Below are 26,137 nucleotides of genomic sequence, written 5' to 3'. Positions count from 1 at the left end.
GTTGCGCCAGATGTGCTTCCGCAGCGCAGCACCGCGCCCGCCGCCAGACCCCTCGTCACGTACGCCTCGACCTTGGCCCGGTGCGCGGCCTAGATCAGCGGCCGGTCCGGGCCGACTCGTCGAACGGCCCGCCCAGCCGGATGTCCCGCGCCCGTCGTACGACCTCGTCGACGAACCAGTCGAGCAGCAAGTCCTCCACGAGCAGCCGCGCCCCGGCCGAGCACACCTCCGGAGTGCAGGGACACGGCGGTCAGCGCCATGTCGACGGCGGCCTCGAAGTCGGCGTCGGTGAAGACGATGTCAGGGTTCCTGCCGCCGAGTCGTGGGCCACCTTCTTCACCGTCCGCGCGGCGGCCGCCATCGGCTTGAGCACGAAGGTGTTGCCGACCCGAGGGCCGGGGCAACTCCCACGCCGTCTGGAGGAGCGGATAGTTCCAGGGCCTGATCAGGCCGCACACGCCCACCGGCTCGTACACCGGCCGGCCGTATACGTCCTCCCTGCCGGTGTCGAGGACCCGGTCGGCCTCGCTCGCCACCAGCCGCCCGAAGGAGCGGAAGCCGTGCGCGACGTCGTCGATGTCGTACTCGCTCGCGACGAGCCGCTTGACCGTGTCCAGGGACTCCGCGCGGGCGAGGGGCCCTTGCCCCGGGCGAGGAACTCCGCGTCCGCGACGCGCCGCAGCAGGTCGCCGCGTTCGTGGGCCGGAGTTTGCGGTCAGGGCCCTTCATCGAGGGCATGGCGGGCCCCGGCGATCACCTCCACGCGGGCGCCTGCCTCAACGGCGCCACCTTACGAGTGGGACAACTGCCCAGCCCCGCCCCGTCGGCGTATTCGCTCCTGCGCCCGCTCGGCCGCGCGCGCCTGCCGTCGGGCCCGGCGCCGCTCGCGTCGCAGGGCCCGTGCCGTGCTGCTCGGCACGGACACCACGCCGTTGCGCTGGTTCCAGACCTGCCGCGTCACCCACACGTCGAGCACTCCCCAGACCGCCACGATCGTGCTCACCACGCTGCTGATCACCATGGGGAACGCCAGCCACGACCCGGCCATCGTGCACAGGAAGGCCACCATGGCCTGGAGCAGCGTCACTGCGATGAGGAGTACCGACCGCACGGCGGCTGTCCGTACCGGATCCGGCAACCGGCGCCGCCGCGCCGGCTCCTCGACCCACAGGGGCCGATAGGAGTGCTGCTCGGGCACGTCACGGCCCACCTCGTGAGCCGGAACCCTCGTCTCTCCAGCCGTGATCTCCGCGTCGTCAGCCGAATTGTCGCGATCAGTCGCTTCGGCATCCTGATGCGCCGTCACTTGCACCCCACCCGCCCTGGGCGCACCGCGCCGCTCCGCCGTGCCCATCACCGTGTCACTCCCCACCGCCGGCAGACTGCTCGTTCGCATCCGAAGACACGTGCTCCCCAGTGGCTGCCCGGCTTGCTCTGCTTTACGCCGCCCAGGTGCGGAATGCGGCTCCTGTGGCCGATCCGCCCCCATTTCCCGTAGAGAAGGACGAACGACCCGTCGCGAAGATTCCCGGAAACCGAAAAATTTCAGCCAACCGCCCATGCGGTCCATGGGCCTTGACCCGCGCGGCCACCATCGGTTTCGGGGAGACAACTCCCGCAATGCCCGGACAACTCCACATGCCTCGTGGCTGGCGCGGAAGTTCAGCTTCCGGACCTGTCTTCGAGTTCCCTGGGCGTCGGTAGTAGGCTCGCGCCGTTTGTTGACGCACATGTGTACCCCCGGCTGGCCGGGGGCCCGAGCTGGGGGAGGCCATGCGCTTTCGCGGGAAGTCCATCCGCCGGAAGATCGTGGCGCTGCTTCTCGTGCCGCTGGTGTCCCTGACCGCGATCTGGGCCTTCGCCACGGTGTTGACGGGACGTGAGGCGGGCGATCTGTTCAACGTGTCGTCCGTGGTGGAGAAGATCGGCTATCCCATCGAGGACACCGTCCGTGTCCTCCAGGAGGAACGCCGTCAGACCCTTGTCTACCTCGCCGACCCCCGTGCCTCCGACGGGCTCTCCGCGCTCCGGCGCAGCCGGACCGCCACCGACGAGGCCGTCGGAAGCATCCGCGAGAACGCCCGGAATCCGGACGTGCGCGACGCGATGGGGGCGGACACCGACGAGCGGCTGACCACGGTCCTGGACGCCTTCGAAGGCATCGAGTCGCTGCGCCGCAGTGTCGAGGACGGCACCGTCAACCGCTCCCAGGCCCTCGACCTCTACAACCGGCTGGTCGACCCGTGTTACGTCCTGCTCGCCAACCTCCACGTCGTCGACAACGTGGAACTGGACAAGCAGTACCGTGCGCTGGTCAATCTCGCCCGCGCCCGCGAACTGCTCTCCCGTGAGGACGCCCTCTTCGGCTCCGCCCTGATCGTCGGCAGGATCTCCCACTCCGAAGAGCGTGACATCTCCGACCTCGTGGCTCAGCGCACCCTGATGTACGACACCAGCCTCCCGCTGCTGCCCGTCTCGGAACGCGACCGCTACGAGAGCTTCTGGAAGAACGCCTCCACCGCTCCGCTGCGCGTGGCCGAGGAAGCGGCCGTGTCCTCCACGGACGGAACACCGCGCGGCGTCACCGCCAAGAGCTGGGACAGCGCCGCCGGCAACGTGCTCGACGAACTCGGCACGCTCAACGACCAGGCCAACGACCGCTACCAGAACCGCGTCGAACCGGTGGCCATGGGTGTCATCGCCAAGGCGGTCATCGCCGGCGTACTCGGTCTGCTCGCTCTCCTGATCTCCCTCTTCCTGTCCGTGCGCGTCGGCCGCACCCTCATCCGTGATCTGCGGCAGCTGCGCCTGGAGGCCCACGAGGCCTCCGGGGTGCGACTGCCCAGCGTGATGCGCCGGTTGTCGGCGGGCGAGCAGGTCGACGTGGAGACCGAGGTCCCGCGCCTGGAGTACGACAAGAACGAGATCGGCGAGGTCGGCCAAGCCCTCAACACACTCCAGCGCGCCGCCGTCGAAGCCGCAGTCAAGCAGGCCGAGTTGCGCGCCGGCGTCTCCGAGGTCTTCGTCAACCTCGCGCGCCGCAGCCAGGTCCTCCTCCACAAGCAGCTCACCCTGCTCGACTCCATGGAGCGCCGGACCGAGGACACCGAGGAACTCGCCGACCTGTTCCGTCTCGATCACCTGACCACCCGCATGCGCCTGGCACGCCGAAGGCCTCGTGATCCTCTCAGGCGCCGCGCCCTCCCGTCAGTGGCGCAAGCCCGTCCAGCTCATGGACGTCGTACGCGCCGCCGTCGCCGAGGTCGAGGACTACGAGCGCATCGAGGTCCGCCGCCTTCCGCGTATCGCCGTCACCGGTCCGGCCGTCGCCGACATCACGCATCTCGTGGCGGAACTCCTGGAGAACGCCACGGTCTTCTCCCCGCCGCACACCGCCGTCCAGGTCCTGGGCGAGCGGGTCGCCAACGGCTTCACCCTGGAGATCCACGACCGTGGCCTCGGCATGGCCGCCGAAGCGCTCCTGGACGCCAACCTCCGGCTCGCCGAGACCCCGGAGTTCGAGCTGTCCGACACCGACCGGCTCGGACTGTTCGTGGTCAGCCGTCTCGCCCAGCGACAGAACGTCCGCGTCTCCTTGCAGCCCTCCCCGTACGGCGGCACGACCGCCGTCGTCTTCATACCGGACGCTCTGCTGACGGACGACGTCCCGGACACGAACGGCATAGGGTTCCGGCTCGACCGCCCCCAGCTGGCCAAGGAGAGCGAGCCGCAGGACAGTCGCCGCGCCGCGCTGTCCCAGGGGGCCGTGCAACGGCCCGGCCTGCCGGCCTCCCTCCTGGACGGACCGGTGGAGCTGGAGGCCCCCGTCGGCCTGGACGCCATCGGCGACTTTCCCGGCGCTCTCGAGGACGAGGACAGCGAACACGGCGGCCTGTTCCGCCCCCGCCCCTCCCTCACCCGCGCCCAGGACGAGACAGCCGGCCGCCGCGCCGATCCGCACCAGGCCACCGACGCCCGCAGCGCACACGACCGGACCGACACCGACGACCCGAGCGCCCCGGTCCAGCTGCCGCGCCGCCACACCCCGAAGCTGGTCAGCTCGCACGGGCGCCCGGTCACCGAGCAGCGCCCACGGCGGGGCAAGACGGATGAGGAGACCCCCACGGGCAGCGGCCGAGCGGAATCGGGCGGCACCTCCCCGCTCCCGTCGCGTCGACGGGGTGCCGACTCCGTGAGCGGCGGGGCCACGGGCCGGTCCGGGCCGGAGCCCGCGTCCGAGTTTCCGGTCCGCCGTCGCACGGAGGGCTCCTCGACCGGCAGCCGGGGAAGCGAAGCCCAGCCGGACGCACCGCCGCCGCTGCCGGCCCGCCGTCGCGGTGCGGAGTCCGGTCGCCGGAGCATCGGCGCGACCGGCCGGAACGACGACCGCACCGAATCACCGGCCTCGTCCGGTGCCGGGTCGCAGCCGCCCACTCTGCCCACGCGGACGCGCCGCGCGGAGATCGCATCGAGCGGCTCGGAAGGCCCCGACCGTCGCTCCGGCGCCTGGCCGGAGACCACCGGGGGCCCCGCACGCCAGGTCACTGGCTCCGGCGCCACGCCCCAGGAGACCGGTTCGGCTCCCGGCTCCGCGCGACGGGGACAGGCCCCCGGCTCCGCACCGAACGAGCCTCGCTCCGGCACCGCGCCGCTACCCCGGCGCGTCCGCCAGGCCAACCTGGCTCCGCAGCTGAAGCGAGGGGCCGGGCCGCGTACCGAGGACAGAGCCGAGCCCGTCGAACGCGACGCCGATGAAGTACGCAGCCGTATGGCCTCGCTCCAGCGTGGCTGGCAGCGCGGTCGCGAAGAGAACGCAGCAGGCGATGCCGCCCACAGCGGCACAGCACGACAAGGAACGACAGAGGGGGACGGTCGATGACCGCACCGAAGGCCACCGGCCACACCGCAGCCAACAAGGGGGAGCTGAACTGGCTCCTCGACGACCTGGTGGACCGCGTCGCGAGCATCCGCAAGGCCCTCGTGCTCTCCGGCGACGGCTTGCCGACGGGTCTGTCCAGGGATCTGACCAGGGAGGACAGCGAGCACCTGGCCGCTGTCGCCTCCGGGTTCCACAGCCTCGCCAAGGGCGTAGGACGCCACTTCGAGGCCGGTAACGTCCGGCAGACGGTCGTCGAGCTCGACGACGCCTTCCTGTTCGTGACGGCCGCCGGCGACGGCAGCTGCCTCGCGGTCCTCTCGGACGCCGACTCGGACGTCGGCCAGGTCGCTTACGAGATGACGCTCCTCGTGAAGCGAGTGGGTGTGCATCTGGGCGCCGCTCCGCGCACCGATCTGCCCGCAGGCGGGTAGTGGGATGGCATGAGCGCTGACGGTCAGGGAAGAAGCCACTGGTTCGACGACGAGGCCGGACCGGTCGTCCGTCCGTACGCCATGACGCGCGGCCGCACCAGCAGCCAGGGCCAGCACCGCCTGGACCTGATCGCGGTCGTGGTCACGGAACCGCACGCGGACGACCCGGAAGCGGACCACATGCTCTCCCCGGAGCATGTGGACATCGTCGAACTGTGTCGTGACGCCCCGCAGTCGGTCGCCGAACTCGCAGCGGAACTCGACCTGCCGATCGGGGTGGTACGGGTCCTTGTCGGAGATCTCGTGGACGCGGAATTCGTCCATGTGAACCGGCCCGTACCCCCTGCCGAGCTGCCGGACGAGAGTATTCTGCGCGACGTGATCAACGGCCTCCGGGCGCTGTGAGCAGCGCGGAAGCGGGGTACTGACGTGACAGGCTGGCAGTTCTGGGTCGACCGAGGCGGCACCTTCACCGACATCGTCGCGCGTCGCCCGGACGGCCGGCTGCTCACGCACAAGCTGCTGTCGGACAGGGCAGCCCGCTACGCCGACGCGGCGGTCGAGGGCGTCCGCACCCTGCTGGCCGGCTCCGGCGGCCCCGTCGAGACCGTGCGCATGGGCACGACGGTCGCCACCAACGCCCTCCTGGAGCGCAAGGGCGAGCGCACCCTGCTGGTCATCACCCGCGGCTTCCGCGACGCCCTGCGCATCGCCTACCAGAACCGCCCGAGCATCTTCGCCCGCCGCATCGAACTGCCCGAGCTGCTGTACGAACGGGTCGTCGAGGTCGACGAGCGCATCGCCGCCGACGGCACCGTCCTGCTCGCGCCCGACCTGGACACCCTCGCCGGGCCCCTCCAAGAGGCGTACGACGACGGGATCCGTGCCGTCGCCGTGGTCTGCATGCACAGCCACCTCCACCCCGCCCACGAACAGGCCGTCGGGGAACTCGCCGCCCGGATCGGCTTCCCGCAGATCTCGCTCTCCAGCGAGGCCAGCCCCCTGATGAAGCTCGTCCCCCGCGGGGACACCGCCGTCGTCGACGCCTACCTCTCGCCCGTCCTGCGCCGCTACGTCCGGCACGTCGCCGACGCCCTCGAAGGCGTACGGCTGATGTTCATGCAGTCCAACGGCGGCCTCACCGAGGCCGGGCAGTTCCGTGGCAAGGACGCCATCCTGTCCGGGCCGGCCGGTGGCATCGTCGGCATGGCCCGCATGTCGCAGCTCGCCGGCTTCGACCGCGTCATCGGCTTCGACATGGGCGGCACCTCCACCGACGTCTCCCACTTCGCGGGCGAGTACGAGCGCGTCTTCGACAGCCGGATCGCCGGTGTCCGGCTGCGCGCCCCCATGCTGGACATCCACACCGTCGCCGCCGGCGGCGGCTCGGTCCTCCACTTCGACGGCTCCCGCTACCGCGTAGGGCCTGACTCGGCGGGCGCGGACCCGGGGCCGGCCTGCTACCGCGGCGACGGTCCGCTCGCCGTCACCGACGCCAATGTCATGCTCGGCCGTATCCAGCCCGCCCACTTCCCCAAGGTGTTCGGCGTGAACGGCGACGAGCCCTTGGACGACGCAGTCGTCCGGGACCGGTTCACCGCTCTCGCGCGCGAGATCCGCGAGAAGACCGGCGACGACCGCACCCCCGAACAGGTCGCCGAGGGGTACCTTCAGATCGCCGTCGCCAACATCGCGTCCGCCGTGAAGCGGATCTCCGTCCAGAAGGGCCACGACGTCACCCGCTACGCCCTCACCACCTTCGGCGGCGCCGGCGGCCAGCACGCCTGCCTGGTCGCCGACTCGCTCGGCATCCGCACCGTCCTCGTGCCGCCCATGGCCGGTGTCCTCTCCGCACTCGGTATCGGCCTCGCCGACACCACCGCCATGCGTGAACAGTCCGTCGAGGCACCCCTGGAACCCGCATCCATGCCCGGCGTCCTCAAGACCGCCGCAGACCTGGAAGCCGCGGCACGCGCCGAACTCCTCGCCGAGGACGTCCCCGAGGAGCACATCGAGATCACCCGCCGCGCACAGCTCCGTTACGACGGCACCGACACCACCCTCACCGTCGAGCTGACCGAGCCCAGCGCGATGCGGCACGCCTTCGAAGAACGTCATCGCGCCACGTACTCCTTCACGCTCGACCGCCCGATCGTCGTCGAAGCCCTCTCCGTCGAAGCCACCGGCATCACCGAACCCCCCGATCTCTCCGCTCTCGCCCCCTACGAAGCCACCACCGACGGAAGCCCCGCGGCGCCGCACTCCGTCCGCCTCCACACGGGCGGAGCCTGGCGCGACGTACCCCTCCATCGCCGCGAGGACCTTCCCCCCGGCGACACCGTCACCGGTCCCGCGATCATCACCGAAGCCGGCGCGACGACCGTCGTCGACGACGGCTGGCGGGCCGCGGCGACCGACGACGGGCATCTGGTCATGGAACGCGCCGCGATTACGGAGAGTTCCGAACTCGACACGAAAGTCGACCCGGTTCTGCTCGAGGTCTTCAACAACCTCTTCATGTCCATCGCCGAACAGATGGGCGCTCGCCTCGAATCCACGGCCCAGTCGGTCAACATCAAGGAGCGCCTGGACTTCTCCTGCGCGCTCTTCGACCCGGACGGAAACCTGGTGGCCAACGCCCCTCATATCCCCGTCCACCTGGGCTCGATGGGCACGAGTGTCAAGGAGGTCATCCGGCGGCGGGGCTCGCGCATGCGCCCGGGCGACACCTACGCCGTCAACGATCCGTACCACGGTGGCACCCATCTGCCCGACGTCACCGTGATCACCCCGGTCTTCGACACCGCGCCCTCGAACGACACGGAGAGTGACCCGGCGATCCTCTTCTACGTCGCCTCACGCGGCCATCACGCCGAGATCGGCGGCATCGCCCCCGGCTCCATGCCGGCGAACAGCCGCACCATCGTGGAGGAGGGCGTCCTCTTCGACAACTGGCTGCTCGCCGAGAACGGCCGCTTCCGCGAGGCCGAGACGCTCCGCCTCCTCACCGAGGCGCCGTACCCCTCCCGCAACCCGAAGACCAACCTCGCCGACCTGGGCGCCCAGATCGCCGCCAACCAGAAGGGCGTCGACGAGGTCGGGCGCATGATCGAGGACTTCGGGCTCGACGTCGTGCAGGCCTACATGAAGCACGTACAGGACAATGCGGAAGAGGCCGTACGCCGCGTCATCGACGCCCTCGACGACGGCGGCTACGCCTACGAGACCGACTCGGGCGCCGTCATCCGAGTAAGCGTGCGCGTGGACCGCGAGAACCGTGCGGCGACCATCGACTTCACGGGCACGTCGGCGCAGCTGCCGACCAACTTCAACGCCCCCTTCGCGGTCGTCAACGCGGCCGTCCTCTACGTCTTCCGCACGCTCGTCGCCGACGACATCCCCCTCAACGACGGCTGCCTGCGCCCCCTGGACATCGTCGTACCGCCCGGCTCCCTGCTCTCCCCCGAGCCGCCGGCCGCCGTCGTCGCCGGCAACGTGGAGACCTCCCAGGCCATCACCGGTGCCCTCTACGCGGCGCTCGGCGTCCAGGCCGAGGGCTCCGGGACCATGAACAACGTCACTTTCGGGAACGAACGCCACCAGTACTACGAGACGGTCGCCTCCGGCTCCGGCGCGGGCGACGGCTTCCCCGGCACTCCCGTCGTCCAGACCCACATGACCAACTCTCGCCTCACCGACCCCGAGGTCCTGGAGTGGCGACTGCCCGTACGCCTCGAGGAGTTCGCGGTCCGGCGCGGCAGCGGCGGAGCCGGCCGGTGGCGCGGCGGCGACGGCGCCGTGCGTCGCATCCGGTTCCTGGAGCCCATGACCGTCTCCACGCTGTCCCAGCACCGCCGCGTCCCCCCGTACGGTATGGCGGGCGGCGAGCCGGGCGCTACCGGCGCCAACCGGGTGGAACACGCCGACGGCACCGTGACCGAACTCGGCGGCAGCGACTTTGCGGACGTCGTCTCCGGCGACGTACTCGTCATCGAAACCCCAGGCGGCGGAGGCTACGGCCCGCCGTCGCCCGACCCCCATCAAGCAGGAGAAGAGATCGATGATCTTCGGGCGTTCTGAGCGCGGCAAGCCTCCGGTCGAGCCCGTCACGCTCAAGATCCTGGTGGCCGGCGGCTTCGGCGTGGGCAAGACCACGCTCGTCGGCGCGGTCAGCGAGATCCGACCGCTGCGCACCGAGGAACTGCTCACCGAGGCCGGGCGCCCGGTCGACGACACCAGCGGTGTGGAAGGCAAGCACACCACGACCGTGGCCATGGACTTCGGCCGCATCACGCTCCGCGAGGACCTGGTGCTGTACCTCTTCGGCACGCCCGGTCAGGAGCGGTTCTGGTTCATGTGGGACGAGCTCTCCGAGGGCGCGCTCGGTGCCGTCGTGCTCGCCGACACCCGCCGCCTGGAGGACTGCTTCGCCGCCGTCGACTACTTCGAACGACGCGCGATACCTTTCCTCGTCGGCGTCAACTGCTTCGAGGGCGCCCCGCGATACCCGGTCGAGGACGTGCGCCAGGCCCTCGACCTCGACGACGGCGTGCCGCTCCTGATGTGCGACGCCCGCGACCGCGAGTCGGTCAAGGAGGCGCTCATCGGCGTCGTCGAGCACGCCATGGCGTACGCGGCCGACCGCCGCCAGACGGCGACCACCTGACGCTCGGCCGACCGGCGGGGCGCGGACCGTACCCCCGCCGACAGGGGTACGGTCCGCAGTCCACAAACGCCTCTCCACGCGCGCGTGGCTAGCTGTCGCCGTCCTCCTCCCAGCCGAAGCTCCTCTCCACGGCCTTGCGCCAGTTGTGGTGCTCGCGGTCCCGCACCGACGCTTCCATGGACGGCGTCCACTCGATGTCCTTCTGCCAGTGCGCCTTGAGCTCGTCCAGGTCGTTCCACACGCCGGTGGCCAGACCGGCCGCGTACGCGGCGCCCAGACAGGTCGTCTCGGAGACCTTGGGCCGCACCACCGGTACGTCGAGCACGTCCGCCTGGTGCTGCATGAGCAGGTTGTTCTTCGTCATGCCGCCGTCGACCTTCAGGGTGGTGATGTGCACCCCGGAGTCCTGGTACATGGCGTCCACGACCTCGCGCGTCTGCCAGCTCGTCGCCTCCAGCACCGCTCGCGCGAGGTGCGCCTTCGTGACGTACCGGGTCAGTCCGGTGACCACGCCACGCGCGTCGGAGCGCCAGTACGGCGCGAACAGACCCGAGAACGCCGGCACGATGTACGCGCCGCCGTTGTCTTCCACGCTCGCGGCCAGGGGCTCGATCTCGTCGGCGGTACGGATGATGCCGAGCTGGTCGCGGAACCACTGGACCAGCGCGCCCGTTATGGCTATCGACCCCTCCAGACAGTAGACCGGCGCTTCACTGCCGATCTTGTACCCCATCGTCGTCAGCAGACCGCTCTTCGACGGCACCGGGCGGTTGCCGGTGTTGAGCAGCAGGAAGCTTCCCGTGCCGTACGTGTTCTTCGCGGTGCCCACGTCGTAGCAGGCCTGGCCGAACACGGCGGCCTGCTGGTCGCCCAGCGCGGAGGCCACGGGCACACCGGCGAGCTGGCCGAGTGCGGTGCCGTACACCTCGGCGGAGGACCGGATCTCCGGCAGCATGGCTTCGGGGATGTTCATCGCCGAGAGGATCGAGGAGTCCCACTGGAGGGTCTCCAGGTTCATCAGCATGGTGCGCCCGGCGTTGGTCACGTCGGTGACGTGCTGCCCGCCGTCGGTGCCGCCGGTGAGGTTCCAGATCAGCCAGGAGTCGATCGTTCCGAAGGCGATCTCACCGCGTTCGGCCCGGGCCCGGAGGTCGGGCACATTGTCGAGCAGCCAGGCCGCCTTGGGTCCGGAGAAGTAGGTGGCCAGCGGCAGACCCGTCTGCTCGCGGAAACGGTCCTGCCCGTCCGAGCCGCCCAGCTGGTTGCACAGCGCCGCCGTCCGCGTGTCCTGCCACACGATGGCGTTGTGCACCGGCTTCCCCGTCGCGCGGTCCCACAGGAGGGTCGTCTCGCGCTGGTTGGTGATCCCCATAGCGCTCAGCTGGTCGGCGCGCAGCCCGGCCTTGGCGAGCGCCCCGGCGACCACCGCCTGCACCTTGGACCAGATCTCGGTGGCGTCGTGCTCCACCCACCCGGGTTTCGGGAAGATCTGGCGGTGCTCGCGCTGGTCCACGGCGACGATGGCGCCGTCCTGGTTGAAGACGATGCATCGGCTCGAGGTGGTGCCCTGGTCGATCGCTGCGACGTACTTCTCGGCGTTGTCCGTCATGGCTACCTCTCGATCGCTCGGTCAGAAGGCTGCGTTGTAGATGAGGGCCGCGAGAATTCCGCCGACCACAGGCCCCACCACCGGGACCCAGGCGTACCCCCAGTCGGACGTTCCCTTATGCGGGATCGGGAGGAATTGGTGCACGATGCGCGGACCGAGGTCACGTGCCGGGTTGATGGCGTATCCGGTGGGCCCACCGAGCGAGAGACCGATGCCGACGACCAGCAGGGCCACCAGCAGGATCGAGATGCCGGAGCCATAGATTCCGGCTCCCTCGCCCGGGATCGGTCCGATGCCGACACCTGGGACGACCCTGTTGTCGCCGACCAGCGCGAGGATGGGCAGCACCAGGGCGATGGTCGCGAGGATCTCCGTCATCACGTTGGCGAACGGGTTCCTGATCTCCGGGATGGTGGAGAAGATGCCGAGCGTCGGCACCGGCTCGTCCACCGTGCCGTCCGTCGTACCCGTCTGCCGTACGTTGGCCCGGAACTGGGCGAAGTAGACCAGGTACGCGAGGACGGCGCCCAGCATCGCCCCCACGATCTGCCCGAGCAGGTACACCCAGACCTTGCTCCACACGCCTGTGTCGACGGCCAGGCCGAGAGTGACGGCGGGGTTGATGTGGCCGCCCGACAGCGGGGCGGCGGTGTACGCGCCGGCCAGGACACCGAATCCCCAGCCGAACGCGATGACGATCCAGCCCGACGCCCTTGCCTTCGAGAATCTCAGGGTGACGGCGGCGCAGACGCCAGCGCCGAAAAGGATCAGGATCGCCGTGCCGATGATCTCGCCGACGAAGATGTCTACGTTGCTCATGGCGGCTCCTAGGCCAAGGCCCGGGGACGATCCGCCCCGGCCCTCATGTGCAGGGTGCGTTTCCCATGGCTACTTCAGCCGAAGGCAGGGAGTCCCGCGCCCCGCCCGGCATCCGTGACGAGCGTGCCGTCGTAGCCGCATCGCCCGTGTGGTAAGGGGCCTTGGCGCAGGCGTGCCAGCGCGCCGCAGTGCCGGATACGCCGTGTATATACGGCGATGTCGACTGACACCGGAAGTGTTCACCGGCACCCAGGGGGCGTCAAGGTCGCCGACCGCAACGGTTGACGGCCATGTGACGGCGGTCGGGCTCCTGCCGGGCCGGGTGGCCGGTTGCACGGCCCTGGCGGCGCCCGTCGGGTAGTTTTCGGATCTGGTCGGCGCCTACGCGGGCCTTGGCGAGCCGCGCGAGGCCTTGCTGGTGGTGTCGTCCGGCCTTCGCTGGGCCCCGCCGCAGGCGACCGCCCAGCCGCACCTGATTCCTTGCTTGCTAGCCACCAGCATCCACCTGACCAGGCGGTTCCTCAACCGGACGAATTGCGCCCCGGTCCCGGCCCCCGTTCAGGGCCTTGGCGGGGCGGGCCACAGCCGTGCTCAGGCGCCCGCCCCCGGCAGCGCCACAACCCCACCGGCGTCCGTACGGACCCTGTCCTGCCCCCGGCACCCCCGATGGCCACAGTCCGCCCCAGGAGCCCGGCACACCCCTCTCAGCCGCCCGGCTCCGCCACTCCACACCGCGCCGGTGCCGGCGTCGGCTCGGCGCCACGGCGGGTCTCATGTCCGGGCATGCCCGCGTGGCCCAGCACCCAACTCGCCCCGTGCAACGCCTTCGCCGCCTTCTTCAGCGGCGCCAGACAAGCCGCCGCCTGCCGGTGGTCGGTCACGCTGCCCGGAGCGCACAGCACCGTGGCGAGCGACAGCGTGACCGGGCGACCGCCCGCCGACCACGGGGCGTCCAGCACGGAGGCGGCCAGCGGATCGAGGCCCTCCGGTTCGGCGAGCACCAGGAAGTCGTCACCGCCGATGTGTCCCACGCGGGTGCCGTCCGTTGCCGCCTGCTGCAACGCACTCCCCACCGCCCGGATCAGCTCGTCGCCCGCCGCGAACCCGGCCCCGTCGTTGACCTGCTTGAAGTGGTCGACGTCCAGCCAGCTCAGCGCGAACGCCCGCCCGGACGCGATCCGCCGGTCCACCTCACCGGTGATCGAGTCCGAGCCGGGCAGACGCGTCAGCGGATTGAGCCCCGCCGCCTCCTCCACCCGGGTCTCGGCCAGTGCGCGCACGAGATCCGCGAGCCGTACGACGCCCACACACCGCCCGTACTCGTCCACGACGGCGACGTCGTCCGACGTACGGTCCCGTTCGCCGACGGCCACGACGTCGAGCACCTCCCAGGCGGTGGCGTCGATGCCCACCGTCCGCGGTGGGTCACCGAGCTTGGCCGCGGGCCGGTCGGCGTACAGGGCATGCCCGTAGCGCCCCGACATCGACAACAGGAAGCGGGAGCGGTGCACCGACCGGACCGGCGCTCCGGCGGTGTCTACGAGCAGCACCCCGGACACGTCCGGCGACCCGGTCAGCAGCGCCCGCACCTGCCCGGCGGACGCCGTGGCGGGCAGCAGCGCGGCGGGTCGCACGAACTCCCGCACCGACGGCCCGGACCGCGGCACGGCCACATCGGCGGGGGAGCGGGGCGGAACGTATACGTCCGCTGCGGGCAGCCGGGCCGGCGGGGCGAACAGCTCGCCCTGCGCCAGCTGTGCCCCGGCCGCCAGCGCCGCCGCGCACTGCCCTTCGGTCTCCACGCCCTCGACGGCCAGGAGAGCCCCCAACTCGTCGCACAGCGTCCGCATCGACCGCACCACCGCCGGCCGCGCCAGCGACGACGCGTCCAGCTTCACCAGGTCGGGCGTGATGTCCGACAGGAGCCGCAAGGGGACATCCCCGTCCCCGACACCGTCCGCGCAGATCCGGAAGCCCTGACCGCGCAGCCTGGACACCGCCTCCAGCAGTGCCCTCTGCGGCACGTGCGTGCACGGCGGACAGACGTCGATCGTCACCTCCCACGAAGCCGGCCCGTCTGGCGCACGGCGTCGTGCAGCGAAGGGAGCCCGCCGAGGTCGGCGAGGGTGCCGGCGAACACGTTGACGAAAAGCGGCAGCAGGGTCTCCTTGCGAACCGCCGCGCGGACCGCCGACACCGCCAGCCGGCTGTCGAGCTCGGGATCGCGGCGGGCCTCGGCCAGGATGTCGCCGGTCTCCGGGCGGGCGAGTATCTCCAGTCCCGCGACCGCGCCGGTCGTCAGGTTGACCACCGGTTGGAAGGCAAAGCGGAGAGTGTCCGTCCAGGAGTGCACGGGAGCATGATTGCTCCACCGGCGCACGCCCAAGCGCAGTTCATGAGACGTTCACGCAGGATTCCGGAGCGGTCACACAGCGTATGCCAGGCACGGTCGCGGTCGCACCACCAGCGCCCGCGCCGACACGGCCCCGCACGCGTCCCGGCACCGCCCCAGGTCACACCGTCCCGGCACCGCGTCCGTCACGTCCCAGCGCCGCCCCCGCCGTGTTTGACACCGTCCCGTGCCGCGTCCGACACCTTCGGTTCACCGCACCGCGATCACCGCCGATCCATGCCCGAACAGCCCCTGGTTCGCGCTGATGCCCACGCGCGCTCCCGCGACCTGCCGGCCACCTGCCTCGCCCCGCAACTGCCAGGCCAGCTCGCACACCTGGGCTATCGCCTGCGCCGGAACCGCCTCGCCGAAGGAGGCCAGGCCACCGCTGGCGTTCACCGGTATGCGCCCGCCCAGGGCCGTAGCCCCGTCCCGCAGCAGCTTCACGCCCTCGCCCTCACCGCACAGCCCCAGGTCCTCGTACCACTGCAACTCGAGCGCCGTGGACAGGTCGTAGACCTCGGCCAGCGACAGGTCCTCCGGCCCGACGCCCGCCTCCTCGTAGGCCGCCCGGGCGATCGACACCCGGAACGTCTCGGCGGGCGGATCCACCGCCACCGCGGAGTCCGTGGCGATGTCCGGCAGGTCCAGCACGGTGTTCGGGTAACGCGGCGTCACCGTGGACACGGCCCGGATTCGCACCGGGTCCGCATGTCCGTGCCGCCGCGCGAACTCCAAGCTGGAGAGCACCACCGCCGCGCCTCCGTCGGAGGTCGCGCAGATGTCGAGCAGCCGCAGCGGATCTGCGACGACTGCGGAGCCGGCGACCTCCTCGGCGGTGACCCGCTCGCGGTAGCGCGCGTTGGGATTCAGCGCTCCCATAGCCGCGTTCTTCACCTTCACCTGTGCGAAGTCGTCCGGGGTGTCACCGTGCACGGCCATCCGCCTGCGGGCGAACAGCCCGAAGTACACGGGGTTGGTCGCCCCGAGAACCCGGAACCGCAGCCAGTCGGGGTCGTCGGGCCGGTCCCCGCCCGCAGGGCGGAAGAACCCCTTGGGGGCGGCATCGGCTCCCACCACGAGCGCCACATCGGCGAGACCGGAGAGGATCTGGGCCCGCGCGGCGTCCACGGCCTGCGCCCCGGACGCGCACGCCGCGTACACGCTCGTGACCCGGGCCCCATGCCAGCCCATTGCTTTCGCGAACGTCGCTCCGGCGACATACCCGGGATAGCCGCCACGGACGGTGTCCGCGCCGATGACCGAACCGATGTCCCGCCAGTCCAGCCCGGCATCGGTAAGCGCCGCGCGGGCGGCCGCGACTCCGTACTCGACGAAGCTCCGTCCCCACTTGCCCCATGGGTGCATGCCCGCACCCAGCACCGCCACCTCGCCGCTCACGCCCTCACCCCCGTCGGCCGCCAGTGCCACGTCGTCCAGGTCGTTTCCGCGTCCTCGTGGAGCACGCCGGGTACGAGCTCCACCTCCATGCCCACCGCCAGGTCCTCGAGGGTGACGCCGGGAGCCGCTTGTCCCAGCACCACGATCCGCTCGGCATCCAGCTCCACAGCGATCAACGCGCACGGCTCCCACGAAAGTTCCGGATCGCTCACGTAGGGTGACGGCGGCCGATACCGGCTGTCCGTGTACGACCAGACGCGGCCACACCGCGACAGGGGGACCTCCGCCAACTCTCCGCCGGCGCATGCGGGATTGCGGCAGTGATGGTCCTCGCGGGGGAAGAAGACCGAGGCGCACGCCGCACAACGCGTGCCGAGCAGCCGGAAATCCTCTCCCTCCCCGGCAAACCACCCCGCGACCACCGGCGTTCGTGTACGCGACACAATGCCTCCCCCCTGCAGGACCAAATCTGACGGAACGTCAGAAGTCTGCCACGGCCTCCCCGATTTCGGCATCCCTTCATCGACGGGTACGTCCAGCCGATCTGCGTCCTCACCCGCCCGCCGCCCAGGCCCTCCACAGAGCCCAGACGAAGCTGCCGCGCCAGGGCTGCACACCCGAGGTGTACGACTGCTACCGGCCGCAGCGCGCGGTTTTCGACTTCCCCGTGTCCAAGAAGGCGCTCACCAGCGCTCACTGAGCCGCCCGCACGAGACGCCCTCTCCGTGATCGGCTACAGTCCGCCGCGTGTCCGAAACTCAGCACTCCAGTTCCAATTCCGCGCCGAACTCCCACTGTTCGAGCTGCGGCGCGCCCTACGGAGAGGGCGTCTCCGGCTGGCCCCGCACCTGCCCGGCGTGCGGCAGCGTGGCCTACCGCAATCCACTCCCGGTCGCGGTGGCCCTCCAGCCCGTGTACGACACCAAGGGCACCGCTCTGGTCGTCATCACCCGAACCGTCGCTCCCGCGCGCGGGGGAATGGCCCTGCCCGGTGGCTACATCGACGACCGGGAGGACTGGCGGCGCGCCGTCGTACGCGAGCTCAAGGAGGAAACCGGCATCGACGCGGCCGGTCGCGACGTACGCCTCGTCGACGCGATGAGCTCGCCCGACGGACACCTGCTGCTGTTCGGCCTCCTCCCGGAACGCCCTGTCGAGGGCATGCCGCCCTCCGCCGCCACGGAGGAGACTGAGGGCTGGCACCTCCTGCGCCGGGCCGAGGAACTCGCCTTCCCCCTGCACACCGTGGCCGTGAGGGCCTGGTTCGAGGGCCGCTATATCTGAGATCAGCGCTCCCCGGCCCCGCGGACGCGCACAGGGTGGGACGGCTCGCCCCCGCCGTCCTCACCCTCCCGCTCGACGACCACCCGCGAGCCCATCCATCGAGCGGTGTAGCGCTCGATCTCCGGCTCGTCCCACGCCTCGTCACCGTCCGGCACGACCAGCCCGCCCCCGGTCCGTCCCCGGGTGGGCGCCCACACCTCCAGCACCAGCCCGCCGTCCTCCCCGCGTACGGGAAGCACCGCACCCGCGCGTGCGAACACGGGGATCCGCGACAGAGGCGCGTCGACGAGCACCTGCGCCGGCCCCTCGTACGCCTGCTCCGTCACCGTGTCGTACCAGCGCCCCCGCGGCAACTGCACGGCACGCCGGTCCGCGCCCGGGTCGAGCACCGGAGCCACCAGCAGGCTGTCGCCCAGCAGGAAGGCGTCCCCGCAGTCGCGCAGCGCCCGCTCCTCCGGCGCCGCCCACCACAGGGGCCGCACATAGGGCGCTCCGGTACGCCGCGCCAGATGGGCCAGCGTCGTGAAGTACGGCAGCAGCCGCCGGCGTTCGACGAGCGCCACGCGCGCGTGCTCCAGTACCTCGGCACCGAACTCCCACGGCTCCCTGCGCCCTGCCCGCGGACTCGCGTGCGTACGGAACAGCGGCAGATACGCGCCCAGCTGGAACCACCGCAGGAACAGCTCGGGGGAGGGGTCCCCGTCGAAGCCTCCGATGTCCGGCCCCGAGTACGGCACGCCGCACAGCCCGAGCCCCATCACCAGCGCCAAGGACGCCCGCAATCCCGGCCAGCCGGTGGCCACGTCCCCCGACCAGGTCCCGCCGTAGCGCTGCATGCCGGCCCATCCGGAGCGCGAGAACAGGAACGGCCGCTCCTGGGGGGCGAGTTTCCGCAGCCCCTCGAAGCCCGCCCTGGCCATGCACAGCGCGTACACGTTGTGCGCCTCACGATGGTCACCGCCCCTCCCCTCCAAGGAGTGCCGCGCCGATCGCGGCAGCGTCGACTCCCCGAAGGCGGCGAACGACGTGGGCTCGTTCATGTCATGCCAGAAACCCGCAAACCCCTGCGCGAGCCGCTCCTCGTAGAGACCACCCCACCACTCACGCACGCGCGCGTGCGTGAAATCCGGAAACACCGCATCCCCGGGCCACACGACCCCCTGCACGACCTGCCCGGAGGCATCCCGCACGAACGCGTCCTCAGCCGTCCCCCCGTCGTACACGGCATTGCCGGGCAGGGCCTTCACAGCCGGGTCGACGATCGACACCAGCCGGATGCCGTCCCGCCGGAGTTCCTCGGCCAGAAAAGGCAGCTTCGGGAAGCGGTCCTGGTCGACGGTGAACACCTGATGCGTGTCGAAGTGGTCGATGTCCAGGTGCACGGCGTCGAGCGGCAGACCGTTCTCCAGATAACCCGCGACGATCCGCCGCACCTCCTGCTCGCTGCCGAACCCCCACCGCGCGTGGTGGTGCCCGAGCGCCCAGGCTGGCGGCAGCGCCGGCGCGCCGGTGAGTGAGGCCCAGGCGAGCAGCACGCGTGCGGGGGTGCCCACCATCACCCAGCACCGCAGTGGACCGCCGTCCATCCGCAGCTCGCTCGTCCCGGCCCGGTCGTGCCCGGAACCGGCACCCTCCTCGCCCTCAAGCAGCGTCACCGTGCCGTCCCACGAACTGTCGTGGAACGCCAGATGCGTACCGCCGTCGGACACGACCATCTGCACCGGCATCGTGATGTACAGCGGGTCGTCACCAGGCGCGAAGGCGTAACCGGGGTCGGTGTTCCACAGCCGGTACGTCCCGTCCGGCAGCCGAGGACCCGAAGCCCGACCACCAAGCCCGAAGAACCGCGCGTCGGCAGCCACCTCCGACCGCTGCATCCACCGCGCCGGGCCGCCGGCGACCGGCTCCCACCACCGCGGCGGCAGATCACGGCGCAGGGTCACGCCACCGGGGGTGCGCACCTCCACCGCGCCATGCCGTGACACGACGACCGTGACCCGCTCGGCCACCACCCGCCAGCCGCCGTCCTTGTCCGGCTCCAGCACCGCCCGGGGATCCGCCTCCGGACACCGGCCGGCCAGCGCGTACGACGGCTCGGGCTCCGCCCCGTCCCAGCCCCAGAAGACGGCTCCGTTCACGGCGACGAGAATCCGCAGCTCCGACCGGCTGAACCGGACGACACCGCCCCCCGGCCCCGGCTCGACCTCCCGCACGGGCCCGGGCACCCGCGCGCGCTCCGCCCCCCGCGACGGCAGCCCGGTGGCGTCGGCCCGCCGCCTGCGCCACGCTGCTCGTACGGTACGCACACCCTGCGCCGCGCCCACCGAACCCACCGCTTTCACCGAACGCACCAGGTCACGACCGTTCATGCTGCTCACCCTGCCACTGACCGCCCCATGCGCGCGTGTCGTTCAACTGCCGTTCACCCGTGCCAGGACCACATCTTCACGACACGGACTGTGTGGGGCGCACCCTGGTGCCGAAGTCGATCACATGGCATTGTCCGTGCCAGCCGCGTCACGCGCACACCCCAGCCCGTGCGCGGAGGACGCACACGACGCGCACAGTCCGGGAGCCGACCATGTCGACCGCTAGTCCTCAGCCGCTGTGGCAGCCAGACCCCGAGCGCATCGCCCGGGCCCGGATCACGAGGTTCCAGGCCTGGGCCGCCGAGCACCACGGCGCCCCCGCCGAGGGCGGTTACGCGGCCCTCCAGCGCTGGTCCGTCGACGAGCTGGACACCTTCTGGAAAGCCGTCACGGAGTGGTTCGACGTCCGTTTCCCGACGCCCTACGCGCGCGTGCTCGCAGACCGCTCGATGCCGGGCGCCCAGTGGTTCCCCGGGGCGGCCCTCAACTACGCCGAACACGCCCTCCGCGCGGCCGACACCCGCGCCGACGAACCGGCTCTCCTGTCCGTCGACGAGACACACGAACCAAGCCCCGTCACCTGGGCCGAACTGCGCCGCCAGGTCGCCTCCCTGGCCGCCGAGCTGCGCGCCCTCGGCGTACGCTCCGGAGACCGAGTCAGCGGCTATCTCCCCAACATCCCGCAGGCCGTGGTCGCCCTCCTCGCCACCGCGGCCGTCGGCGCCGTCTGGACGTCCTGCGCCCCCGACTTCGGCGCCCGCAGCGTCCTCGACCGCTTCCAGCAGGTCGAACCTGTTCTGCTCTTCACGGTCGACGGCTACCGCTACGGCGGCAAGGAGCACGACCGACGCGAAATCGTCGCCGAACTGCGCCGTGAACTGCCCACCCTGCGCGCCGTCGTCCACATCCCCCTCCTCGGCACCGAGGCACCCGAGGGCGCCCTGGACTGGTCGGCCCTCACCTCCAACGACACGGACCCCGTCTTCGAGCAGGTGCCCTTCGACCACCCCCTGTGGGTGCTCTACTCCTCCGGCACCACCGGCCTGCCCAAGGCCATCGTCCAGTCCCAGGGCGGCATCCTGGTCGAGCACCTCAAGCAGCTCGGCCTGCACTGCGACCTGGGCCCCGAGGACCGCTTCTTCTGGTACACGTCGACCGGCTGGATGATGTGGAACTTCCTAGTCTCCGGCCTCCTCACGGGCACCACGATCGTCCTCTACGACGGCAGCCCCGGCTACCCGGACACCGGAGCCCAGTGGCGCATCGCCGAACGCGCCAAGGCCACCCTCTACGGCACCTCGGCCGCCTACGTCATGGCCTGCCGCAAGGCGGGCGTCCACCCGTCCCGCGACTTCGACCTCTCCTCCGTCCAGTGCGTTGCCACCACCGGCTCGCCCCTGCCGCCCGACGGTTTCCGCTGGCTCCACGACGAGGTCCGCGACGACCTGTGGATCGCCTCCGTCAGCGGCGGCACGGACGTGTGCTCCTGCTTCGCAGGAGCCGTACCCACCCTCCCGGTCTACGTCGGCGAGCTCCAGGCCCCCTGCCTCGGCACCGACCTCCAGTCCTGGGACCCGAACGGTACCCCCCTGGTCGACGAGGTCGGCGAACTCGTGGTCACCAACCCGATGCCGTCGATGCCCATCCACTTCTGGAACGACCCCGATGGCAGCCGCTACCACGACAGCTACTTCGACACGTACCCCGGCGTATGGCGGCACGGCGACTGGATCACCGTCACCTCCCGCGGTTCCGTCGTCATCCACGGCCGCTCCGACTCCACGCTCAACCGCCAGGGCGTACGCATGGGATCCGCCGACATCTACGAGGCCGTGGAGCGCCTCTCCGAGATCAGGGAATCCCTCGTCATCGGTATCGAACAGCCCGACGGTGACTACTGGATGCCCCTCTTCGTCCACCTGGCCCCCGGAGCCGTCCTCGACGAAGCCCTGCGAAATCGCATCAAGCAGACCATCCGCGAGCAACTGTCACCGCGCCACGTCCCGGACGAGATCATCGAAGTGCCCGGCGTCCCCCACACCTTGACCGGCAAACGCATCGAGGTCCCGGTCAAACGCCTCCTCCAGGGCACCCCGCTGGAGAACGCGGTCAACCCGGGCTCCATCGACAACGTCGACCTCCTGAGGTTCTACGAGGACCTGGCCCGCAAACGCGCCTGAGCGGCACCACCCTCGCACTCACCGGAAGCCATGGTGGGTGCGAGGGTTCCGCATCAGACCACTCGCCGTCACCATGGCTGCCGACGCGATCACGTCGGCTACCCAGCCGTTGACCTGCCGATTTGTTCCTCATTCGAATGGATGCCCCCCTTCCCTGCCCCGTTGTCAGTGCCTCCGATTACTGTGAGTGAGCATTGATCGACCGTGCACAGGGGGAACAATGACGCACACCGACAGCCGGACCATGCGACGTGTCCTGCGCCGCGAAATCGCCGGCACCATCGGCCTGCTCACCGACGAGCACGACTTCCGGGCCATGCGGCGCTACCGCAGCTTCACCTTCGACGACCACGCCGCCTACCTGAAGCATGTGGAAGGCTTCCTCAGGACACGGGCCCTACAAGGCAGCCACACCACGGTGGCCCTCTTCGACCCCGAGGAATACGCCGAGTTCTGCGCGAAAAACGGCCTCGATCCCGACAGCCCCTCCAGCCGCACACGCTTCACGGCACGGCTCGCGGTCACAGGACCGACCCTTCCCTACGAGGGCCAGCCGCTGTCCGACCTGCTCGCCGCCCTCGTCGACGAAGCCGTGCGACAGGCCACCTGGGAGTACGCGACCACACTCCTCGCTCGCCTGGGCGCCTGCACGTCCTGCGGCGAGGACATCGGACGCGCCGCCTTCGCCCGGGCCTCGGATCTGCTCGTCCGCATCCTCGACACGGCCCCACCCGGCAATCGGCATCTCGTATGCAGCGTCACCGGACCACCCGAAACCCTCCTCGCCGCCCTCCACGCCACCGACACCGGCGGCGCCGCCGAACTGGACGAGACCGAAACCCTCGAGTTCGCCACGGTCCTGGCCCTCGGCCTGGCCACCGAAAGCCCCGGAGGACTCGTCATCCGCGCCAGCGCCCCCGGCAGCCCCGACCGCGTCTACGGCTGGCGCCTGCGCGGATACGGACTCGAGCCCCTCACCGCGGGCGAGGTCTTCGACGCCTACTGCACCGACGTCGAATCCGGCGACCTGATCTCCCCCGAATCCAACGTCGACTACTGCGAGCCGCCCGACCTGGGAGAGGTGGAACCAGCACAAGGACACAACCACTGAAAAGCGGACGGGGCGCCTCACCTCAGTGGAGCGCCCCGCCCGGGCAGCCATGCGGCTCACTCGCCCGACAACACCGCCTGCGCCGCAGTGCGAGCGTCCTCGGCGGTGTCCGAGGCCCGAGCCGCCGCAGCGGCCCGCTCGCACTGCGCCAGCGTGTACTTCGCCAGCGTGGCCCGGACATAGGGAATCGACGCCGCGCCCATCGAAAGAGAGGTGACGCCCAGACCAGCCAGCACACACGCCAGCAGCGGGTCGGACGCGGCCTCACCACAGACGCCACAGCTCTTGCCCTCGGCCTTCGCCGCCTCGGCGGACAGCGCGACCAAGTCGAGCAGCGCGGGCTGCCACGGATCCTGCAGACGGGAGACCGCACCCACCTGACGGTCGGCGGCGAAGGTGTACTGCGCCAGGTCGTTCGTCCCCAGCGACAGGAACTCGACCTCCTGGAGAATCGAGCGCGCCCGCAGCGCGGCCGACGGAATCTCGACCATCGCGCCGAACTTCGCCCGCAGCCCAGCCTCTCGGCACGCGTCCGCGAAGGCCCGGGCATCCGTACGGTCCGCGACCATGGGGGCCATGACCTCGAGGTAGACCGGCAGCCCTTCCGCGGCCTTCGCGAGCGCCGTCAGCTGAGTACGCAGGACCTCCGGGTGATCCAGCAGCGTCCGCAGACCCCGCACGCCGAGCGCCGGGTTCGGCTCGTCGGCCGGTGTCAGGAAGTCGAGCGGCTTGTCCGCGCCCGCGTCCAGCACCCGCACCACGACACGCCCCTCGGGGAACGCCTCCAGCACCTGCCGGTACGCGGCGACCTGCTGCTCCTCGGACGGCGCCTGCTTGCTGTCGTCCAGGAAGAGGAACTCGGTACGGAAGAGACCGACACCCTCGGCACCGGCCTCGACCGCTGCCGCAACATCCGCGGGGCCGCCGATGTTCGCGAGCAGCGGCACCTTGTGGCCGTCCGCGGTCGCACCGGGACCGGTCGACGCCGCCAGCGCCGCCTTGCGCTCGGCGGCCGCGGCCTCGAGCTGAGCCTTCTTCTCATCGCTCGGATCCACGAAGATCTCGCCGGTGCTGCCGTCGACGGCAATCATCGTGCCTTCGGCGAGCTCACCGGCTCCCGGCAGCGCGACCACGGCCGGCACCCCGAGGGCCCGCGCCAGAATCGCGCTGTGGCTGGTCGGACCGCCCTCCTCGGTGACGAAACCGAGCACCAGAGTCGGGTCCAGCAGCGCGGTGTCGGCAGGTGCGAGGTCACGGGCGACGAGAACATAGGGCTCGTCGCTGTCGGGGACACCCGGCATCGGAACCCCCAGCAGACGGGCGACGATACGATTCCGCACGTCGTCGAGGTCGGCCACGCGACCGGCGAGGTACTCACCGGCACCCGCGAGCAGCTCGCGGTACGCGGCGAACGCGTCGTACACCCCGCGCTCGGCCGTGCTGCCGACGGCGATCCGCCGCTCCACGTCGGCCATCAGCTCCGGGTCCTGGGCCATCATGGCCTGCGCCTCGAGGACCGCCTGGGCTTCACCCCCCGCCAGGTTGCCCCGTGCCATCAGGTCGGCCGCCACAGCCTCCACGGCTTTGCGGGCGCGCCCCTGTTCACGCTCCGCCTCCTCCGCGGGGATCTGCTTCGCAGGCGGCTCCAGCACCGCCGTTCCCATATGCCGAACTTCGCCGATAGCCACACCGTGGCTCACGCCGACGCCTCGCAGCGTTGTGTCCATCTCACCCGTCTCCGATAGTGCGGCGGCTCCAGCCGCCGCGTTGGTTCTCCTGCAAAGCCGCCCTACGACGGCACTGACGTCACTTCCAGACGAAGAGACTGTCGCCGGCCTTCACTTCGCCGTCGTCACGCAGATCGGAGAGCGCTTCGGCTGTGGCCTCCAGCGCCACGATCGGGCAGACCGCGGACTTGCCGGCGGCCTCGACGGCGGCCGGGTCCCAGCGCACGATGCCCTGACCGCGCGTGACGGTGTCACCCTTGTTCACGAGCAGCTCGAAACCCTCGCCGTTGAGCTGCACGGTGTCGATGCCGAGGTGGGTGAGCACGCCGTGACCGTTCTCGTCGACGACGACGAACGCGTGCGGGTGCAGGGAGACGATGACGCCGTCCACAGGCGAGACGGCCTCGGAAGGCTCACGTACGGGGTCGATCGCTGTGCCCGGGCCGACCATGGCCCCGGAGAAGACCGGATCCGGCACGGCTGCCAGTCCGATGGCGCGTCCTGCGAGTGGGGACGTCACGGTGGTCATGGGAAGCCTCCCAGGGGTGGAGATCGATATGGGCCGTCCCTGTCGGTACCCGGACGGCACACTGTTCAGCAGGGTATGTCACCTGAAGTGCCGGTTCCCCGTGACCACTCCAGAGTGGTCTAGACCATACCTCAAATCGATTTGCACCCGCTCCGCGGCCGCGTGTACAGTCGCACTCCTGCCTGGGGCTGAGCGACGCAACCTCGTGTCCTCGCCTGGCAGCACCCAACTTGTCAGATCCTATCTCGGGGTCGCCTTCTGCATGCCCGCAGGACGGCGGTCAGGGAGACGGAAAAACCCTGGTAGAGTTGGAAACGCGAAGGGAAGCGCCCGGAGGAAAGCCCGAGAGGGTGAGTACAAAGGAAGCGACCGTTCCTTGAGAACTCAACAGCGTGCCAAAAGTCAACGCCAGATATGTTGATACCCCGTCTCCAGCATCTGCTGGGGCGAGGTTCCTTTGAAAAAACACAGCGAGGACGCTGTGAACGGTCGGATTATTCCTCCGACTGTTCCGCTCTCGTGGTGTCGACCGGATTACCGGTACACATTCACGGAGAGTTTGATCCTGGCTCAGGACGAACGCTGGCGGCGTGCTTAACACATGCAAGTCGAACGATGAACCACTTCGGTGGGGATTAGTGGCGAACGGGTGAGTAACACGTGGGCAATCTGCCCTGCACTCTGGGACAAGCCCTGGAAACGGGGTCTAATACCGGATATGAGTCTCCATCGCATGGTGG

At 70.5% G+C, this 26,137-nt stretch carries 15 protein-coding genes, 1 rRNA gene and 4 pseudogenes (1 of these 20 running past the window's edge); 10 read left to right on the top strand and 10 right to left on the bottom strand.

The window, feature by feature from the left end:
- Positions 1-17: 17 nt before the first annotated feature.
- Both V8690_RS06385 and V8690_RS06380 read right to left on the bottom strand, forming a co-directional pair.
- A pseudogene (locus tag V8690_RS06385) lies at positions 18-754 on the bottom strand (aldehyde dehydrogenase family protein); the annotation flags it as partial.
- Between the two features lie 36 nt (positions 755-790).
- Entirely contained in the window at positions 791-1,354 is a 564-nt protein-coding gene (locus V8690_RS06380; RefSeq protein WP_338785268.1) for a hypothetical protein, read from the bottom strand.
- Between the two features lie 419 nt (positions 1,355-1,773).
- Between V8690_RS06380 and V8690_RS06375 the strand changes: the two are divergent.
- From V8690_RS06375 to V8690_RS06355, 5 genes and pseudogenes are all read left to right on the top strand, one after another.
- A pseudogene (locus V8690_RS06375) lies at positions 1,774-4,879 on the top strand (nitrate- and nitrite sensing domain-containing protein).
- Positions 4,876-5,310, top strand: coding sequence for a roadblock/LC7 domain-containing protein (locus tag V8690_RS06370; RefSeq protein WP_010046286.1), 435 nt, complete (start codon positions 4,876-4,878; stop codon positions 5,308-5,310). The pseudogene V8690_RS06375 and the gene V8690_RS06370 overlap by 4 nt, the downstream one beginning before the upstream one ends.
- 9 nt (positions 5,311-5,319) lie before the next feature.
- Entirely contained in the window at positions 5,320-5,715 is a 396-nt protein-coding gene (locus tag V8690_RS06365) for a DUF742 domain-containing protein (protein ID WP_338776334.1), read from the top strand.
- A gap of 24 nt (positions 5,716-5,739) precedes the next feature.
- Complete coding sequence (locus V8690_RS06360; RefSeq protein WP_338776333.1) at positions 5,740-9,390, top strand: hydantoinase B/oxoprolinase family protein; 3,651 nt, start codon at positions 5,740-5,742, stop codon at positions 9,388-9,390.
- Complete coding sequence (locus V8690_RS06355; RefSeq protein WP_338776332.1) at positions 9,371-9,976, top strand: ATP/GTP-binding protein; 606 nt, start codon at positions 9,371-9,373, stop codon at positions 9,974-9,976. The genes V8690_RS06360 and V8690_RS06355 overlap by 20 nt, the downstream gene beginning before the upstream one ends.
- A gap of 88 nt (positions 9,977-10,064) precedes the next feature.
- Here the strand turns inward: V8690_RS06355 and glpK are convergent, their stop codons facing one another.
- The 5 genes and pseudogenes from glpK to V8690_RS06330 all read right to left on the bottom strand — a co-directional run bounded on the left by glpK (position 10,065) and on the right by V8690_RS06330 (position 16,619).
- Entirely contained in the window at positions 10,065-11,585 is a 1,521-nt protein-coding gene (gene glpK, locus V8690_RS06350; RefSeq protein ID WP_338776331.1) for a glycerol kinase GlpK, read from the bottom strand.
- 21 nt (positions 11,586-11,606) lie between these two features.
- Positions 11,607-12,404 (bottom strand): MIP/aquaporin family protein, encoded by a 798-nt coding sequence (locus tag V8690_RS06345; RefSeq protein ID WP_338776330.1) that lies wholly within the window; start codon positions 12,402-12,404, stop codon positions 11,607-11,609.
- A gap of 704 nt (positions 12,405-13,108) precedes the next feature.
- Positions 13,109-14,757 (bottom strand): annotated as a pseudogene (locus V8690_RS06340) (bifunctional diguanylate cyclase/phosphodiesterase).
- A gap of 249 nt (positions 14,758-15,006) precedes the next feature.
- The gene (locus tag V8690_RS06335; protein ID WP_338776329.1) at positions 15,007-16,197 is read right to left on the bottom strand and encodes a lipid-transfer protein; all 1,191 of its coding nucleotides are present in this window, start codon (positions 16,195-16,197) and stop codon (positions 15,007-15,009) included.
- Entirely contained in the window at positions 16,194-16,619 is a 426-nt protein-coding gene (locus tag V8690_RS06330) for a zinc ribbon domain-containing protein (protein ID WP_338776328.1), read from the bottom strand. Before V8690_RS06330 ends, V8690_RS06335 begins: the two co-directional genes overlap by 4 nt.
- A 99-nt stretch (positions 16,620-16,718) precedes the next feature.
- Between V8690_RS06330 and V8690_RS06325 the strand changes: the two are divergent.
- Positions 16,719-16,852 (top strand): annotated as a pseudogene (locus V8690_RS06325) (D-alanyl-D-alanine dipeptidase); the annotation flags it as partial.
- Positions 16,853-16,944: 92 nt separating this feature from the next.
- A complete protein-coding gene (locus tag V8690_RS06320; protein ID WP_338776327.1) occupies positions 16,945-17,481 on the top strand; it encodes an NUDIX domain-containing protein in 537 nt (178 codons plus the stop codon).
- Between the two features lie 2 nt (positions 17,482-17,483).
- On the opposite strand, the gene V8690_RS06315 is transcribed toward V8690_RS06320, so the two are convergent.
- Entirely contained in the window at positions 17,484-19,850 is a 2,367-nt protein-coding gene (locus V8690_RS06315; RefSeq protein WP_338776326.1) for a TIM-barrel domain-containing protein, read from the bottom strand.
- Positions 19,851-20,062: 212 nt separating this feature from the next.
- Here V8690_RS06315 and V8690_RS06310 point away from each other — a divergent pair, with 212 nt between their 5' ends.
- Both V8690_RS06310 and V8690_RS06305 read left to right on the top strand, forming a co-directional pair.
- A complete protein-coding gene (locus tag V8690_RS06310) occupies positions 20,063-22,030 on the top strand; it encodes an acetoacetate--CoA ligase (RefSeq protein ID WP_338776325.1) in 1,968 nt (655 codons plus the stop codon).
- 220 nt (positions 22,031-22,250) lie between these two features.
- Complete coding sequence (locus V8690_RS06305) at positions 22,251-23,141, top strand: hypothetical protein (RefSeq protein WP_338776324.1); 891 nt, start codon at positions 22,251-22,253, stop codon at positions 23,139-23,141.
- A gap of 56 nt (positions 23,142-23,197) precedes the next feature.
- Here the strand turns inward: V8690_RS06305 and ptsP are convergent, their stop codons facing one another.
- On the bottom strand, positions 23,198-24,868 hold the full coding sequence (gene ptsP, locus V8690_RS06300; RefSeq protein WP_338776323.1) for a phosphoenolpyruvate--protein phosphotransferase: 1,671 nt from the start codon (positions 24,866-24,868) through the stop codon (positions 23,198-23,200).
- Between the two features lie 79 nt (positions 24,869-24,947).
- Positions 24,948-25,397, bottom strand: a complete 450-nt coding sequence (locus V8690_RS06295) for a PTS glucose transporter subunit IIA (protein ID WP_338776322.1) — start codon at positions 25,395-25,397, stop codon at positions 24,948-24,950.
- A gap of 547 nt (positions 25,398-25,944) precedes the next feature.
- Between V8690_RS06295 and V8690_RS06290 the strand changes: the two genes are divergently transcribed.
- Positions 25,945-26,137: ribosomal RNA gene (locus V8690_RS06290) — 16S ribosomal RNA — on the top strand; it runs 1,334 nt beyond the window's last position.

It is taken from the genome of Streptomyces sp. DG1A-41 (assembly GCF_037055355.1).
In the GTDB taxonomy this organism is placed as follows: Bacteria; Actinomycetota; Actinomycetes; order Streptomycetales; family Streptomycetaceae; genus Streptomyces.
This window is presented reverse-complemented; position numbering and strand designations above follow the sequence as displayed.

What these genes read in the sequence shown, in the direction of transcription:
- V8690_RS06380 (WP_338785268.1), bottom strand. Translation starts at nt 1,354, where the DNA reads ATGGGCACGGCGGAGCGGCGCGGTGCGCCCAGGGCGGGTGGGGTGCAA.
- V8690_RS06370 (WP_010046286.1), top strand. Translation starts at nt 4,876, where the DNA reads ATGACCGCACCGAAGGCCACCGGCCACACCGCAGCCAACAAGGGGGAG.
- V8690_RS06365 (WP_338776334.1), top strand. Translation starts at nt 5,320, where the DNA reads ATGAGCGCTGACGGTCAGGGAAGAAGCCACTGGTTCGACGACGAGGCC.
- V8690_RS06355 (WP_338776332.1), top strand. Translation starts at nt 9,371, where the DNA reads ATGATCTTCGGGCGTTCTGAGCGCGGCAAGCCTCCGGTCGAGCCCGTC.
- glpK (WP_338776331.1), bottom strand. Translation starts at nt 11,585, where the DNA reads ATGACGGACAACGCCGAGAAGTACGTCGCAGCGATCGACCAGGGCACC.
- V8690_RS06345 (WP_338776330.1), bottom strand. Translation starts at nt 12,404, where the DNA reads ATGAGCAACGTAGACATCTTCGTCGGCGAGATCATCGGCACGGCGATC.
- V8690_RS06315 (WP_338776326.1), bottom strand. Translation starts at nt 19,850, where the DNA reads ATGAACGGTCGTGACCTGGTGCGTTCGGTGAAAGCGGTGGGTTCGGTG.
- V8690_RS06310 (WP_338776325.1), top strand. Translation starts at nt 20,063, where the DNA reads ATGTCGACCGCTAGTCCTCAGCCGCTGTGGCAGCCAGACCCCGAGCGC.
- V8690_RS06305 (WP_338776324.1), top strand. Translation starts at nt 22,251, where the DNA reads ATGACGCACACCGACAGCCGGACCATGCGACGTGTCCTGCGCCGCGAA.
- ptsP (WP_338776323.1), bottom strand. Translation starts at nt 24,868, where the DNA reads ATGGACACAACGCTGCGAGGCGTCGGCGTGAGCCACGGTGTGGCTATC.
- V8690_RS06295 (WP_338776322.1), bottom strand. Translation starts at nt 25,397, where the DNA reads ATGACCACCGTGACGTCCCCACTCGCAGGACGCGCCATCGGACTGGCA.